At 73.0% G+C, this 13,509-nt stretch carries 12 protein-coding genes; 6 read left to right on the forward strand and 6 right to left on the reverse strand.

Going from position 1 to position 13,509, the window contains the following annotated elements; all coding sequences use genetic code 11:
- Positions 1-224 precede the first annotated feature (224 nt).
- Both ACFVGO_RS31695 and ACFVGO_RS31700 read right to left on the reverse strand, forming a co-directional pair.
- Positions 225-2,714, reverse strand: coding sequence for a germacradienol/geosmin synthase (locus ACFVGO_RS31695; protein WP_380635481.1), 2,490 nt, complete (start codon positions 2,712-2,714; stop codon positions 225-227).
- 248 nt (positions 2,715-2,962) lie between these two features.
- Positions 2,963-3,310 carry a DoxX family protein gene (locus tag ACFVGO_RS31700; protein ID WP_359905607.1) on the reverse strand — a complete coding sequence of 116 codons (348 nt, stop codon included), beginning with the start codon at positions 3,308-3,310 and terminating at the stop codon, positions 2,963-2,965.
- A 263-nt stretch (positions 3,311-3,573) separates the two neighbouring features.
- Between ACFVGO_RS31700 and ACFVGO_RS31705 the strand changes: the two genes are divergently transcribed.
- A complete protein-coding gene (locus ACFVGO_RS31705; RefSeq protein WP_359905604.1) occupies positions 3,574-4,218 on the forward strand; it encodes an HhH-GPD-type base excision DNA repair protein in 645 nt (214 codons plus the stop codon).
- A 129-nt stretch (positions 4,219-4,347) separates the two neighbouring features.
- Here ACFVGO_RS31705 and ACFVGO_RS31710 read toward each other — a convergent pair whose 3' ends face one another.
- Positions 4,348-5,826, reverse strand: coding sequence for an MFS transporter (locus tag ACFVGO_RS31710; RefSeq protein WP_359905601.1), 1,479 nt, complete (start codon positions 5,824-5,826; stop codon positions 4,348-4,350).
- 112 nt (positions 5,827-5,938) lie between these two features.
- Between ACFVGO_RS31710 and ACFVGO_RS31715 the strand changes: the two genes are divergently transcribed.
- Positions 5,939-6,937, forward strand: a complete 999-nt coding sequence (locus tag ACFVGO_RS31715) for a helix-turn-helix transcriptional regulator (RefSeq protein WP_380635483.1) — start codon at positions 5,939-5,941, stop codon at positions 6,935-6,937.
- Here ACFVGO_RS31715 and ACFVGO_RS31720 read toward each other — a convergent pair.
- Together ACFVGO_RS31720 and ACFVGO_RS31725 are read right to left on the reverse strand one after the other, a co-directional pair.
- The gene (locus ACFVGO_RS31720) at positions 6,934-7,830 is read right to left on the reverse strand and encodes a hypothetical protein (RefSeq protein ID WP_359905595.1); all 897 of its coding nucleotides are present in this window, start codon (positions 7,828-7,830) and stop codon (positions 6,934-6,936) included. The genes ACFVGO_RS31715 and ACFVGO_RS31720 overlap by 4 nt on opposite strands.
- 3 nt (positions 7,831-7,833) lie before the next feature.
- Positions 7,834-8,352, reverse strand: coding sequence for a YbhB/YbcL family Raf kinase inhibitor-like protein (locus tag ACFVGO_RS31725; RefSeq protein WP_359905592.1), 519 nt, complete (start codon positions 8,350-8,352; stop codon positions 7,834-7,836).
- 110 nt (positions 8,353-8,462) lie between these two features.
- Between ACFVGO_RS31725 and ACFVGO_RS31730 the strand changes: the two genes are divergently transcribed.
- Positions 8,463-9,122 carry a rhomboid family intramembrane serine protease gene (locus ACFVGO_RS31730; protein ID WP_380358530.1) on the forward strand — a complete coding sequence of 220 codons (660 nt, stop codon included), beginning with the start codon at positions 8,463-8,465 and terminating at the stop codon, positions 9,120-9,122.
- 101 nt (positions 9,123-9,223) lie between these two features.
- Positions 9,224-10,390 (forward strand): hypothetical protein, encoded by a 1,167-nt coding sequence (locus ACFVGO_RS31735; protein ID WP_380635487.1) that lies wholly within the window; start codon positions 9,224-9,226, stop codon positions 10,388-10,390.
- Positions 10,391-10,434: 44 nt separating this feature from the next.
- On the opposite strand, the gene ACFVGO_RS31740 is transcribed toward ACFVGO_RS31735, so the two are convergent.
- Positions 10,435-12,003: a helicase HerA-like domain-containing protein gene (locus ACFVGO_RS31740; protein WP_359905583.1), complete on the reverse strand. Its 1,569-nt coding sequence runs from the start codon at positions 12,001-12,003 to the stop codon at positions 10,435-10,437.
- Between the two features lie 192 nt (positions 12,004-12,195).
- Between ACFVGO_RS31740 and ACFVGO_RS31745 the strand changes: the two genes are divergently transcribed.
- Complete coding sequence (locus tag ACFVGO_RS31745) at positions 12,196-12,492, forward strand: type II toxin-antitoxin system VapB family antitoxin (protein WP_030061387.1); 297 nt, start codon at positions 12,196-12,198, stop codon at positions 12,490-12,492.
- Positions 12,493-12,764: 272 nt separating this feature from the next.
- Complete coding sequence (locus tag ACFVGO_RS31750) at positions 12,765-13,439, forward strand: LytR C-terminal domain-containing protein (RefSeq protein ID WP_359905715.1); 675 nt, start codon at positions 12,765-12,767, stop codon at positions 13,437-13,439.
- Positions 13,440-13,509: the final 70 nt, after the last annotated feature.

Here is a 13,509-nt window from a genome sequence, read left to right on the forward strand (position 1 = left end):
CTAGGGTGGAGCCAAGCGGCTTCCCCTCTGGGGAGAACCCATCCCCTTTCCTTTTCTGGGGGGGGAAAGAGGGAGGCGGGCGGCCCCCCCCCCCCCGGCCCCCGGTTCGCCAGCCTAGCCACGATGCGGCGCACCCGCGCGGTCTGGACCCGCGCGGGTGCGGCCCGTCGACGTCACCCGCCCGCCGACGTCAGCAACCCTCCGACGTCAGCCGCCCTCCGACGTCAGCCGCCCGCCGACAGGCGCAGCGAGGCCGTCCCCAGGCCGGTCGGGCCGAGCGGCACCGAGGGCGGCGGGACCGTCGGAACAGACGGGACCGACGGGACCGGCGCGGTGGCGGACGCCGGAGCCTCGGCGGCCGCCGCCGTGGCCGCCCGACGGGCCTGCGAGGCCTCCACCAGGTCCCGCTCGGCGCCGAAGTGCCGGTCCAGGTCGGCCGTGGCGTACCGGAGGCAGCCCCCGTGCCAGTTCAGGATGCCCGCGAGCCAGTTCTCCAGCTCCCCCACGTACCCGTCGAGCATCTCCCTGGCCGCCTGCTCCAGCCCGAAGTCCTCGTACATGACCGGGAGTTCCTTCTGCACCACGTGCTGGAACTGGCCCAGCCGCGAGTGCATCAGGTCGTCGACGATCCGGACCGCCGACTCGTAGTCGCAGCCGAAGAAGTTCTGCACCACCAGGACGGCGTTGTGCAGCTCGCCCTCGTACTCGATCTCCTTCTGGTACGAGAAGAGGTCGTTCATCATGCACGCGTAGTCCATCGCGGAGTTCTCCAGCGCGCGCATCGACCCGTGGTCGTACACCTCCGGCGGCACGGTCTGCCCGTGGCCGAGGCGGGAGAGGCTCGCGGTGAGCTCGGAGCCGAAGGTGGAGCGGCGCATCTCCAGGTAGTCCACCGGGTCCGGGATCCGGTTCTGGATCTGGTTGCTCAGCTCCCAGATCCAGCTGTCCAGCATCGCCTCGACCGCCATCCGGAACCGGCCCCTGGCCTCGACGGTCATCGGGCCGGCGGTGCGCTCCCAGATGTCGGCGAGGCCGCGCTCCAGCGCGTTGACGGGCTCCGGCACGGGGGCGCCGTCCACCGGCATGAACAGGGACAGCCGCGCGTTGGCGGCCTTGGCGCCGCCCAGGTCGCGGGTGCGTCCGAAGGCCCGGGGGTAGTAGTCGTCGGCCCAGGTGCCCCAGGCCAACCAGGCCGAGGAGATGTCGAGTTGGTCGGCGGTGGCGTCCGGGTGGAGGCCGGCCGCGCAGAGCGGGAGGTCGTAGTCGCGCATCGACTCGGCGTCCCAGATGCCGGATCCGGGAACGCCCGGCTCAGCCGCCAGCAGCCCCATCCGCTCGGCCCACGCGATCACGCGCTCCCGGGCACCGTCCAGGTGCGGGCTCAGCCGGAGCTCGTACGGAAGCTTGAACTCCGGCAGCAGGGACGGCCCGACGGCCTGGTACGGCACGTGGCCGTGCGACCGCGCCCGCCGCGCGGCCGGGCCCGCCGCGCCCTTGGCCGCCGGCGTCGAGCCCCCCTCCGTCACGGCCGCCGTGGCTGCCGAAGCCCCGGCGGCCGTGCTGCGCAGGATGTCCAGCGCCGAGGTCCCGATGCCGCCGATCGCGTACTGGTCCCACCAGTTGCCGCCCCCGGGCCCTCCCGGCAGGCCCGGCAGGCCCACCGGCCCGCCGCCCGAGCCGGGAGCGACCTCGCCTCCGGAGCCGCCCGAACCCGCGGCCGCCCCACCGCCGTTCATGTACCGGCTGGACCGCAGGTGCCACTCGTGCCCGCCGGACTGCCAGTCCTGCAGGCCCTTGACGTACGCCGTGACCCGGGCGCGCCCCACCGGGTCCAGCCCGGTCTCCGCGAACAGCACCGGCAGTTCGGTGAACACGGTGTTCTCGAACTGCTGGAGCCGCGAGGTGAGCAGGTCGTTGACCGCGTCCGCGGCCTCCTGGGTGGAGCACTCCAGGAACCGCTCCAGCACCAGGACGCCGTTGCTCAGCTCGCCCTCGTCCTCCACCTCCCGCTGGTACGAGAAGATGTCGTTGCGCAGGTGCACCCCGTCGGAGAAGGCGTCCATCAGCACCCGCAGCGCCCGCGAACCCGACACCTCCTTCGGCACCTCGGCGCCGGCCGCGTACTCGACCAGCTGCGCGGACCAGGGCGCGCCGCCGACCTTGCGGCGCATCTCGATGTACTCGACCGGATTGGCCACCCGGCCCTCGTTGATGTTGGCGAGCTCCCACAGCGACTCGTTGAGCAGGTTCCGGGTGCTCTCGGCGAACCGGATCCGCCAGTCCTCGCCCATCGCCGGCACGGTGCGCCGCCACAGGTCGGCCAGGCCCGCCTCGACCGGGTTCTCCGGCTCGGGCAGCTCGGTGGCCGGGTCGGCCGGCATGAACAGCGGCAGCCGGTCGAGGTGGGCCTTGCCCGCACCGCGGTCGTTGGTGCGCTTGAACATGTCGAGGAAGTGGTCGTCGAAGAAGAAGACCCACACGTACCAGTCGGTGACCAGCGACAGCGCCTCGGCGGAGGCGTCGGGGTGGGTGTACGCGCAGAGCAGGCCGTAGTCGTGGGCTTCCAGGTCGGCCTGATCCCAGATTCCGGAACCCTCCAGCATCCCCATCTCCCGGGCCCAGTCGGTGGAGTGGGCCCGTGCCTCGTCCAGATGGGGGTTGAGGCGTGCCGGGTGCGGCACGTAGAAGGACGGCAGTTCGAACGGCTGGGTCACGGCGGGCGAGCCTTTCTGGACGCGTCGATTGGACCAAGAATGACCCGTCGTCAGCTCGCCGCACCGGCACAACAGAAACAGTCATATGAAATGACTCGTTCCCCCCGTTCGAAGCCACCCGCCCAGCCGAGCGCCCTCCCCCACCACGCACGCCCCCACACCCGCCCCGCGCACTCCTCCCCGTGCACGCCGCCTCCACCGGGCGGCCCCACCGGGCCGGGCGGCGGGGCGGGCCGGGCGGCCCCGGCTCAGGCCGCGAGGGCGAGGACGAGGGAGGCGGCGGTGGGCGCCATGTAGACGAGGGGGAACGGGACGTGGGCGTAGGCGCGGGCGCGGAGGACGGTGATCACGGCGCCGAGGAAGTAGAGGATCACGCCGACCGCGGCCGCGTAGCCGACGGCCGGGACGGCGAGGCCGGCCAGCAGGCCGAGGGCGCCGGCCGCCTTGGCGACGCCGAGCCAGGTCCACCAGGCGCGCGGGACGCCGTAGTCGGCGAGCGGCTTCACGACGTACTCGGCGCCGGCGAAGACGGAGTAGGCCGAGAAGCCGACCATGAGGGCGGCGAGGACGGTGACGACGGTGTGGGCGACGGACATTGGAGCGCTCCCATTCGACGGCTGTTCGGTTCGACACTCCCCTGACCCGGGGCATCCGCCGGATGTGACAGGCGCGGGCAAATAATTGTCCGCGACACCCCGTCGCCACCCCCGGCAACCGCTCCGCCAACGAACAATGCAGCTCTGACAAGGCCTTGAACAGAGACGACTTCCCCGGCTACGGGCGTGTTGATCCTCTACGCCAACGCCGCGTCCACCAGACTGGGCGCCGACCAGACGTCAACTCCGAGGAGGGCAAGCCCGTGAACGTCACCGTTCGGCTCGCACAACAGCCCGAGGCCGACGAACTGCTCGGACGGAGTGCGCTCGCCGCGCTCGTCGGCATGCTGCTGGACCAGCAGGTCCCGATGGAGTGGGCGTTCACCGGCCCGCTGACCATCGCGCAGCGCCTCGGCCACGACGACCTGGACGCCCACGAGATCGCCACCTACAACCCGGAGGAGTTCGTCGCGCTCCTCTCCGCGAAGCCCGCGGTGCACCGCTACCCGGCCGCGATGGCCAAACGGGTGCAGCAGCTCTGCCAGTTCCTCGTCGCGCAGTACGACGGCGACGCCGCGGCGCTGTGGAAGAACGTCCGCACCGGCAAGGAGCTGCTCAGCCGGCTCAACGCCCTGCCCGGCTTCGGCAAGCAGAAGTCGCAGATCTTCCTGGCCCTGCTCGGCAAGCAGTACGGGGTGCGGCCGGAGGGCTGGCGCGAGGCGGCCGGGGCGTACGGCGAGGAGGGGGCGCACCGCTCGGTCGCGGACATCACCGGCCCCGAATCCCTCACCCTGGTACGTGAGTTCAAGCAGGAGATGAAGCGCGTCGCGAAGGAGGCCAAGGCCGCCGCCAAGCCGCGCACCACCACCCGTACGACCGCCGCCCCCGCCCCGACCGGTGCGCGCTGACCGACGGCCCGGCCGCCCGTGCCAACGGTCGACCCACCCGGCCGACCGCGTCGGGGCCGGGCCCTCCCGGAGCGCGACGCGGGCCCCGGCCGCGCCGCGCGACCGGGGCCCGCGAACGGGAGCGCTCCGTCAGATCAGGACGGGCTCCCGCTCCTCGGCGGTGGAGCCGGCCACGGCCCCGGCCGCCTTGCGCCGCCGCGGCAGCGCGAACATCAGCAGGAAGACGGCGAGCAGCACCCCGGCGACCCACCACATCGCGTTCACGAAGGCCCCGCCGAACGCCGCCCCGACCGCCTGCGGCGCGACCACGTCGTCCATCGCCCCGAAGAAGGCCACCGACACCAGGCCGAGCCCGAGCGCGTTGCCCACCTGCTGCACGGTGTTGATCAGCCCGGACGCCGAACCGGCGTGCTCGCGCGGCACCTCCGCCAGCACCGCGTCGGTGATCGGCGCGACGATCAGACCCATCCCGAGACCCATCACCACCAGCGGCAGCACCATCTGCCAGGTCGTGATCGCCGTCCCGTACCGGTCCGCCTCCCAGATGTAGACGAGCACGCCCGCCGCCATCACCAGCGCGCCGGTCTGCAGGACCTTCCGGCCGAACCGCGGCACCAGCTTCTGCACCGACAGTCCGGCCGCCGTGGAGACCGCGATCGAGAACGGGATGCCGGTCGCACCGGCCTTGAGCGGGCTCCAGCCCAGGCCCACCTGCATGTAGAGGGTCCAGACCAGGAAGTAGATGCCGAGCGCCACGCCGAAGGCCAGCTGCACGCAGATGCCGGCCGCGAAGGACTTCACCCGGAACAGCGCCAGCTCCACCAGCGGCGAGCCGTCCCGCCGCGTCTTGACCTTCTCGTACACCACGAACAGCGCGAACACCGGCAGGCTCCCGGCCATCGACAGGTAGCCCCACAGCGGCCAGCCGGCCTCCCGGCCGTGCGTCAGCGGGTAGATCAGCATCAGCAGGCCGAGGCTGGCCAGCGCCACGCCCACCAGGTCCAGCTTCAGCGCCTGGTCGGCCTTCGACTCGTCGATGAAGCGGCGGCCGAGCAGCAGACCGGCGATGCCGACCGGCAGGTTGATCAGGAAGATCGGCCGCCAGGCCAGACCGAACAGGTCCCACTCGGTGAGCAGCGCACCGATCAGCGGGCCGGAGACCGCGCCCAGCCCGACCACCGCGCCGAACAGGCCGAACACCTTGCCGCGCTCCTCCGCCGGGAAGGTCGCGTGGATGATCGACAGCACCTGCGGCACCATCAGCGCCGCCGTCCCGCCCTGGAGCAGCCGGGTCGCGACCAGCATCTCCGGGCCGGAGGCCAGCCCGCACAGCGCCGAGGCCAGCGTGAAGCCGCCGATCCCGATCAGGAACACCCGCTTGCGGCCGTGGATGTCGCCCAGCCGACCGCCGGTGATCAGCCCGATCGCGAAGGCCAGCGCGTAGCCGCCGGTCACCCACTGGATGGCGCTGAAGGAGGCGCCGGTGTCCTGCTGGATGCTCGGGATGGCGATGTTGACGATGGTGACGTCCACCAGGTCCATGAAGGAGGCCACCATCACGATCGTCAGCGCGATCCACCTCCGCCGGTCCGCTGCCGCGGTGCTCATTGCGGTCTCCTCTTTTTTCTTCTGCACGTCCACGCCGCTCTTCTCCACGTCCGCGACAGTAACGGCCGTGTAGGTCAGAACCTGTCCCAGTTGGTCGGGCATGCTGGACGCCATGAGCGACACCCCGGCCCGGCTGCTGAGCCTCCTGTCCCTGCTCCAGACCCCGCGCGAGTGGCCCGGCAGCGAACTCGCCGAGCGGCTCGGCGTCAGCCCCCGCACCATCCGGCGCGACATCGACCGGCTGCGCGAGCTCGGCTACCCGGTGCGGGCCAGCATGGGCCCGGACGGCGGCTACCGGCTGGTCGCGGGCACGGCGATGCCCCCGCTGCTGCTGGACGACGAGGAGGCGGTGGCCATCGCGGTCGGGTTGCGCGCCGCGGCCGGGCACGCCGTGGTCGGCATCGAGGAGGCCTCGGTACGGGCGCTCGGCAAGCTGCTCCAGGTGCTGCCGGGCCGGCTGCGGCAGCGGGTCGGGACGCTCAACTCCGCCACCGTGCCGCTGCTCACCGGGGACGGCCCGACCGTCGACCCGGAGGACCTCACCGTGCTCGCCCGCGCCGTCACCGCCCGGGAGCGGCTGCGCTTCGGCTACCGGGCGTACGACGGGGCCGAGACCAGGCGGCAGGTCGAGCCCGAGCGGCTGGTCTCGGTCGGCCGCCGCTGGTACCTGGTGGGCTACGACCTGGACCGCGAGGACTGGCGGCTCTTCCGGGTCGACCGGCTGAGCGGCCCGGCCGCCACCGGCGTCCGCTTCACCCCGCGCCCGCTCCCCGCCGAGGACGCCGCCGCCTACGTGGCGGGCAAGCTGCACCGCCCGTCACCGAGCGGCACCGTGGTCGCCACCGTGCACGCCCCGGCCGAGCGGGTCCGCCGCAGTCTCCGGCCGGGCGACTCCGAGGTCGAGCCGATCGACGAGCACAGCTGCCGGCTCCGCTCCCGCACCGACTCCCTGGAGTGGACGGCGATGCGGCTGCTCTCGCTGGACTGCGCCTTCGAGGTGCACGAGCCGCCCGCGCTGCGCGAGCACCTGCGCGAACTGGCGGCCCGCGCCGAGCACGCGGCGGGGGCGCCGGACGGGGGCGGTCCGGACCCGGCCCAGGGCCGGTCCTAGACCTCGACCCGGTACCAGCCGTTGCCGGACCTGAACCACAGCACGCCGTCCCGGCCGTAGGCACGGCGGCGGTCGAGCTCGCCGGGCACGTCCGGCCTGCGCTTCCCGGTCTGCTTCCACTGCTTGCCGACCAGCAGGTGCCAGGTCAGCTCCCCGCCCCGGGACAGGAAGACGCCCTCCCGGGCGCGGACCGCGAAGCCGACCGGCAGCCGGACCGGGCACGGCACCGTGGACGAGGTCCCGTCGGCCGCCTCGATCCGGGTGAGGTAGCTGCCCGAGGAGCCCGGGTACCAGGCCAGCCAGGCGCACCGTCCCTCGGTCGCTCCGGCCAGGCCCTCCAGGGGGTACCCGGGCAGGTCCTTCGGGTGGTCCGGGCTCCACACCACCCGGCCGTGGGTGTCGGCGCCGCGGAGTCCCGCGCAGGACATCGGGTGGTCGCCGTAGATGCCCTCGTCCCCGTAGGCCATCCAGATCCGGCCGTCCCGGTCGGTCACCAGCACGGGCGTGTCGTCGCCGAGGAGGAGTTCCCGGCCGGGGGTCCCGTCGGGCCCGTACACGAAGCCGTTGGGCCGCCACTCCTCCCCGTCCTGCTCGGCGCGGGCCTCGACCAGCAGCAGCCGGCCGCCCGGCAGCAGCGCAAGGTGGTCCGGCGAGCGGTCGACCCCGGACAGCGGCACCCGCCACTCCCCGCGGGGGCCCGTCACGACCACCTCGGCCTCGTACGGGAACCGGACCTCCGGCCAGGACCCGGCCGGTGCCGTGCACTGCTCCGGCACCACCAGGACGGCCAGCTCCCCGTCCGGCCCCACCGTCCAGGTCACGGCCCGGCGGCCGGCCTTCCACTCCTCCTCGGGCAGCCGCCAGACCTCGACCGGACGATCGGATATCGCCAAGGGTCAGACCCCGTACTCGGCGGTCAGCAGCGCCCGGCCCAGGGTGTGGAAGGTGAGGTGGAAGCCCACCTGGGCGGGCGGGGTGTCGGCGGCGACGTCCAGCTTCTCGACGTCCAGCGCGTGCACCGCGAAGACGTAGCGGTGCGGGGCGCCGGGCGGCGGGGCGGCGCCGTCGTACTGGTTGCCCGGGAAGTCGTTGCGGCCGTGGAAGGAGGCCTCGCCGGGCAGGTCGGCGTCGGAGGAGCCGGCGCCGCGCGGCAGCCCGGTGGTGTCGGCGGGCAGGCCGAGGGCGAGCCAGTGCCACCAGCCGGAGCCGGTCGGCGCGTCCGGGTCGTAGCAGGTGACCGCGATGCTCCGGGTGCCCTCCGGCAGGCCCGACCAGGCCAGCTGCGGCGAGAGGTTGCCGCCGGCGTGGATGAACTCCCGGCCCAGCGTGGCGCCTTCGGTGATGTCCTGGCTGCTCAGCGGGAAGGACGGCACCTGCGGAAGGAACTCGTACGGCAGCGGCGCGCGCTTGCTCATGGGCTGGTCACCTCTCACGGTCGGATCCCACGATCGGATCTCACGGTCGGAACGACACGAGTCACTGTAATGGGGTGCACGTACGCTTCCGGCGCCCCTAGAGTCGGGGCATGGCCGCCAAAATCGCCCAGCTGTTCGCCGACTCCCGCCGCGCGCTGCTCACCATGCTCGGCATCCAGGCCGTCATCTGGTCGGTGCAGGTGCTCAACTGGCTGGACGACTACGGGCTGTCGCGGGAGTTCGGCCTGCGCACGGAGCAGGTCGGGGACCTCCCGGAGATGTTCACCTCGCCGTTCCTGCACTTCAGTTGGAGCCACATCGAGGCCAACTCCTGGCCGCTGTTCGTGCTCGGCTTCCTGTCCGCCTACCGGGGCATGAGGAAGTTCCTGCTGGCCAGCCTGGTGATCACGGTGTCCGGCGGGCTGCTGGTCTGGCTGCTGGAGAGCCCGAACACGGTGACGGCCGGCGCGAGCGGCATGGTCTACGGCTACCTCGGCTACGTGGTGCTGCGCGGGCTCCTGGACCGCAACGTGCTGGACGCGGTGGTCGGCATCGTCGTCGCGGTGGTCTACTCGACCATCCTGATCGGGGTCCTGCCCGTCACCCCGGGCGTCAGCTGGCTGGGCCACCTCGGCGGGCTGATCGGCGGACTGGCCGCCGCCGTCCTGCTCCGCGACCGGTCGGCCGCGAAGCCCGCCGCGCCGCAGGGGACCGCCCCGACCGGCCCCGGATCCGCCCTGCTCAAGCAGTTGGACGAGCTCGGCCTGTAGGGCGTGTCCGGCGATTCCCGTCCGGACCATCAGGTATAGACCAATCCCACCCCTGCGGCTAGCGTGGACGGCTCACCCTCCCCCAGCTCCGGAGCCGCACCATGGAGTCGTCCGTCCTCGCCTTCGCCACCGACCTGCTCGACGAGGGCGCCGACACCTTCTTCGGCAACCTCACCGACCGCGCCGGGGTCGGCGGCGTCACCCTCGCCTCGGTCTACCACGAGGCCCGCGACGTCTTCCCGCACAACCCCCGCCGGGTGGTCCGCTACCTGGAGCCGGGCGCGGCGTACTTCCGCCCCGACCCGGCCGCCTGGCGGGGCCGCCGGCTGGCCCCCGCGCCGTCCACCGCGATCGGCGACCGCGACCCCTTCGCCGAGGCCGCCGAGGAGGCCCGCCGCCGCGGGCTGAAGCTGCACGCCTGGACGGTCTTCTGCCACAACGACCGGCTCGGCTTCACCCACCCCGACTGCGCCCCGGCCAACGCCTTCGGCGACCGCCACCTCACCGAACTCTGCCCGGCGAACCCGGAGGTCCGGGAGTACGCGCTGACCCTGGTCGCCGAACTGGCCCGGTACGGCGTGGACGCGATCCGCGCCGAGTCCCTGCACTTCCACGGACTGCGCCACGGCTACCACCACGAGCGCTACTTCGAGGAGTTGGGCCCGACCGCCGAGGCCCTGCTCGGGGTCTGCTTCTGCCCGCACTGCCGCTCCGCCGCCACCCGCGCCGGGGTCCCGGCCGAGGCGGTGGCCGCGGCGGTCCGCGCCGAGCTGCGCCGCCGGCTGGCCGACGAGTCCGCCGCCGCCGAGCCCGCCGACCTGAGCACCCTCGCCGACGGCGCCTTCGCCGCCTACGTGGACGCCTCCGCCACCACCGTCACCGCGCTGGCCGCCGACCTCGCCGAGCAGGCCCGGCGGCACGGCATGCGGCTGACCTTCATGGACGGCGGCGGCCCGGGCACGGGCTGGCTCGCCGGCATCGACCTGCCCGCCCTCGCCGGGGCCGTCGACCGGATCGAGACCCTCGGCTACGCGAGGACCCCGGAGGCGGTCCGGGAGAAGGTCGCCGCCTTCGCCCTGCACGGCGTCCGCCCGCAGTCCCTGGCGGTGATCCTGCGCCCGATGTCCTCCGACTGCGACGGCCCGGAGAACCTCGCCGCCAAGATCACCATCCTGCGCGAACTCGGCGTCCCCGAGGTGGAGTTCTACAACTACGGCCTGATGCGGCTGTCCTCCCTGGACCGGATCGGCGCCGCGCTCTCCGCCTGACCGGCCGGCGCACCGCCCCACCGACGGGCGCCCCGCCCGACCGGTCAGCGCCGCCGCTTGGACGTCCCGAACAGGCTGCGCGAGATCTCCTGCCCGAGCTGCTTCCCGGCCGAGCGCGCGAAGGACTTCACGGTCGGGTTGCTCAGCAGCGATCCGAGCAGCCCGCCCGCACCCTCCTTCTCCCTCGGCGCCTCCCGCCCCGGCGCCCGCTCAGCAGGCGCCGAGGGAGAAGGACCGGTGGGCGCCGCCTGGGGCCGCGGGGCACGCGCCGCCAGCTTCTCGTACGCCGACTCCCGGTCGATCGCGTCCCGGTAGCGCGCCGTCAGCGGCGAGGCGTCCACCACCGCCTGCAGGGCCGTCGCCCCGATCGGCCCCATCAGCGACTGCGGCGCCCGCAGCCTGGTCGCCGCGACCGGCGTCGGCGCGCCCTTCTCGGAGAGGACGGTGACCACGGCCTCGCCGGTGCCCAGCGAGGTCAGCACCGCGCCGAGGTCGTACGAGGAGCGCGGAAAGGTCGAAACGGTGGCCTTGAGCGCCTTGGCGTCGTCCGGGGTGAAGGCGCGCAGCGCGTGCTGCACCCGGTTGCCCAGCTGCGCCAGCACGTCGGACGGCACGTCCCGCGGCGTCTGGGTCACGAAGAAGATGCCGACGCCCTTGGAGCGGATCAGCCGCACGGTCTGGGTGATCGCCTCCAGGAAGGCCTTGGAGGCGCCCTTGAACAGCAGGTGAGCCTCGTCGAAGAAGAACACCAGCTTGGGCTTGTCGAGGTCGCCCACCTCGGGCAGCTCCTGGTAGAGGTCGGCGAGCAGCCACATCAGGAAGGTGGAGAACAGCCGCGGCCGGTCCTGCACGGCGGGCAGTTCCAGCACCGAGACGACGCCCCGGCCGTCCGGAGCGGTCCGCAGCAGCTCGGCGGTGTCGAACTCGGGCTCGCCGAAGAACGCCCCGGCCCCCTCGTTCTCCAGCACGGTGAGCGCGCGCAGGATGACTCCGGCGGTGGCCGCGGAGAGCCCGCCGATGGTCCGCAGCTCCTCCTTGCCCTCGGGCGAGGCGAGGAAGGCGATCACGGCGGTGAGGTCCTTGAGGTCGTAGAGCTCCAGGCCCTTGCCGTCGGCGTAGTGGAACACCAGGCTGAGCGAGGACTCCTGGGTCTCGTTCAGGTCGAGCACCTTGGCCAGCAGCAGCGGTCCGAAGCTGGTGACGGTGGCCCGGACCGGGATGCCGGCGCCCTGTCCGCCGAGCGAGTAGAACTCGGCCGGGCAGCCCTGCGGCGACCACCGCTGCCCCACTTCGGCGGCCCGGGCGCCGGTCCGCTCGCTCGGCGCCCCGGGCGCGGCGATGCCGGAGACGTCCCCCTTGATGTCGGCGAGGAACACCGGCACGCCCTGCCCGGAGAGCTGTTCGGCGATCAGCTGGAGGGTCTTGGTCTTCCCGGTGCCGGTGGCCCCGGCGACCAGCCCGTGCCGGTTGAGCACGCCCAGCGGGATGCGCACCTGGGCGTCCGGGTACGCGGTGCCGTCCAGCAGCACGGCGCCGAGGTCGAGGGCGGGACCGGTGAAGGCGTACCCGTCGGCGATCTCCCGGACGGCCGGCGGGGTGGGGTCGGAGGACATCGGTGCACACTCCTGAGCGGATCGGAACGCTTCGGAACGCTTCTGCATCGGCGCGGAACCCGATCGGCACCGGGCGATGTTCGCGACATTTCCCATCAAACAGCTGCATTCGTCCATGCGCAGTTCACACCGGCGCGCGTGGCGGCGTCGCGGCTGCTGCGCCATCCGCCGTCCGAACGGTAGGCTTTCCGTGTGATCTTCAAGCGCATCGGCAATGGGCGGCCGTACCCGGATCACGGCCGGACGAGCACCCGCCAGTGGGCTGACGTCGCCCCGCGCCCGGTGCGGCTCGACCAGCTGGTGACCACCAAGGGCCAACTCGACCTCGAAACCCTTCTGGCCGAGGACTCGACGTTCTACGGGGACCTCTTCGCCCACGTGGTGAAGTGGCACGGCGACCTCTACCTGGAGGACGGCCTGCACCGGGCCGTCCGGGCCGCGTTGCAGCAGCGCCAGGTGCTGCACGCCCGCGTCCTCGAAATGGAGTGACGGACCCGGTCACCGGGCCGTCGGGCCGCCACGGGCTTTCCGGACCGCCCCCTCGCCATCCGGCGGAGGGCGGTCCGCGCGTACCCCGGTACCCCCTTTCGGGTACCGGGGTACGCCAGATGATGATCGTTTAGTACCTTCGAGGCCGTACGGCACTACGCTGCTGACTACGGCCGCGACCAGGGGATTCCGCCCGCACCGGGGGAAGTCCCCACCCGGCCGATCCGTCATCCCGACCCCGCCCTGGCACGAGGGGGAGACAAACCGTGAGCATGTTGACTCCCCAAGGCCTCAAGGGGAAGCAGTACCGCGTCACCGGCAACACCTACCCGCGGTTGGGCCGGCCTCCGAAGAAGAGCCGCAAGGTGATCGCCGCGCTCGCCGGCCTGCTCGCCCTGGCCCTGATCGCGCTCGGCGGCGTGCAGCTGTACGACATCTTCACCGGCAGGAACAAGAACGCCTCGGCCCAGGCCTGCGCGACCCCGTCCGGCAAGGCGCTGGCAGCCCCGACGCCGGGCGCCACCCCGGGCGCCGCCGACGCGCCCGCCGCCGCGCAGGGCGACCCGCACGCCGTCCCGCAGGCCACCGCGGTCACCGTGAACGTCTACAACGCCACCACCAAGGCCGGTCTGGCCGGCCGGACGGCCGAGGAGCTCAAGAAGCGCGGCTTCGTCATCGGCAAGGTCGGCAACGCCCCGGCCGAACTGGACAAGAAGGTGCCCGGCACCGCCCAGGTGATCGCCGGTCCGGCCGGTGCCGGCGCGGGCACCCTGGTCGGCTCGCAGATCGCCGGTGCCGCCGTCACCGCCGACGCCCGCACCGACACCACCGTGGACTTCGTGATCGGCGACAGCTACAACGCCCTGCTGGACGAGACCCAGGCGGCCGCCGCCCTCGCCCTGGCCACCAAGCCCTCCCCCGCCCCGACCGCCACCGGCAGCTGCTGAACCGCCACCGGACACCGGACCACCGAACACCGAGAGCCCCCGGCAGACGCAGTGCCGGGGGCTCTCGGTG

Origin of the sequence: Kitasatospora sp. NPDC057738 (assembly GCF_042798815.1) — a bacterium.
In the GTDB taxonomy this organism is placed as follows: Bacteria; Actinomycetota; Actinomycetes; order Streptomycetales; family Streptomycetaceae; genus Kitasatospora; species Kitasatospora lactacystinica.

Coding starts and splice junctions, on each gene's coding strand:
- ACFVGO_RS31700 (WP_359905607.1), bottom strand. CDS start 3,310: ATGTCCGTCGCCCACACCGTCGTCACCGTCCTCGCCGCCCTCATGGTC.
- ACFVGO_RS31710 (WP_359905601.1), bottom strand. CDS start 5,826: ATGAGCACCGCGGCAGCGGACCGGCGGAGGTGGATCGCGCTGACGATC.
- ACFVGO_RS31715 (WP_380635483.1), top strand. CDS start 5,939: ATGAGCGACACCCCGGCCCGGCTGCTGAGCCTCCTGTCCCTGCTCCAG.
- ACFVGO_RS31725 (WP_359905592.1), bottom strand. CDS start 8,352: ATGAGCAAGCGCGCGCCGCTGCCGTACGAGTTCCTTCCGCAGGTGCCG.
- ACFVGO_RS31730 (WP_380358530.1), top strand. CDS start 8,463: ATGGCCGCCAAAATCGCCCAGCTGTTCGCCGACTCCCGCCGCGCGCTG.
- ACFVGO_RS31735 (WP_380635487.1), top strand. CDS start 9,224: ATGGAGTCGTCCGTCCTCGCCTTCGCCACCGACCTGCTCGACGAGGGC.
- ACFVGO_RS31740 (WP_359905583.1), bottom strand. CDS start 12,003: ATGTCCTCCGACCCCACCCCGCCGGCCGTCCGGGAGATCGCCGACGGG.
- ACFVGO_RS31750 (WP_359905715.1), top strand. CDS start 12,765: ATGTTGACTCCCCAAGGCCTCAAGGGGAAGCAGTACCGCGTCACCGGC.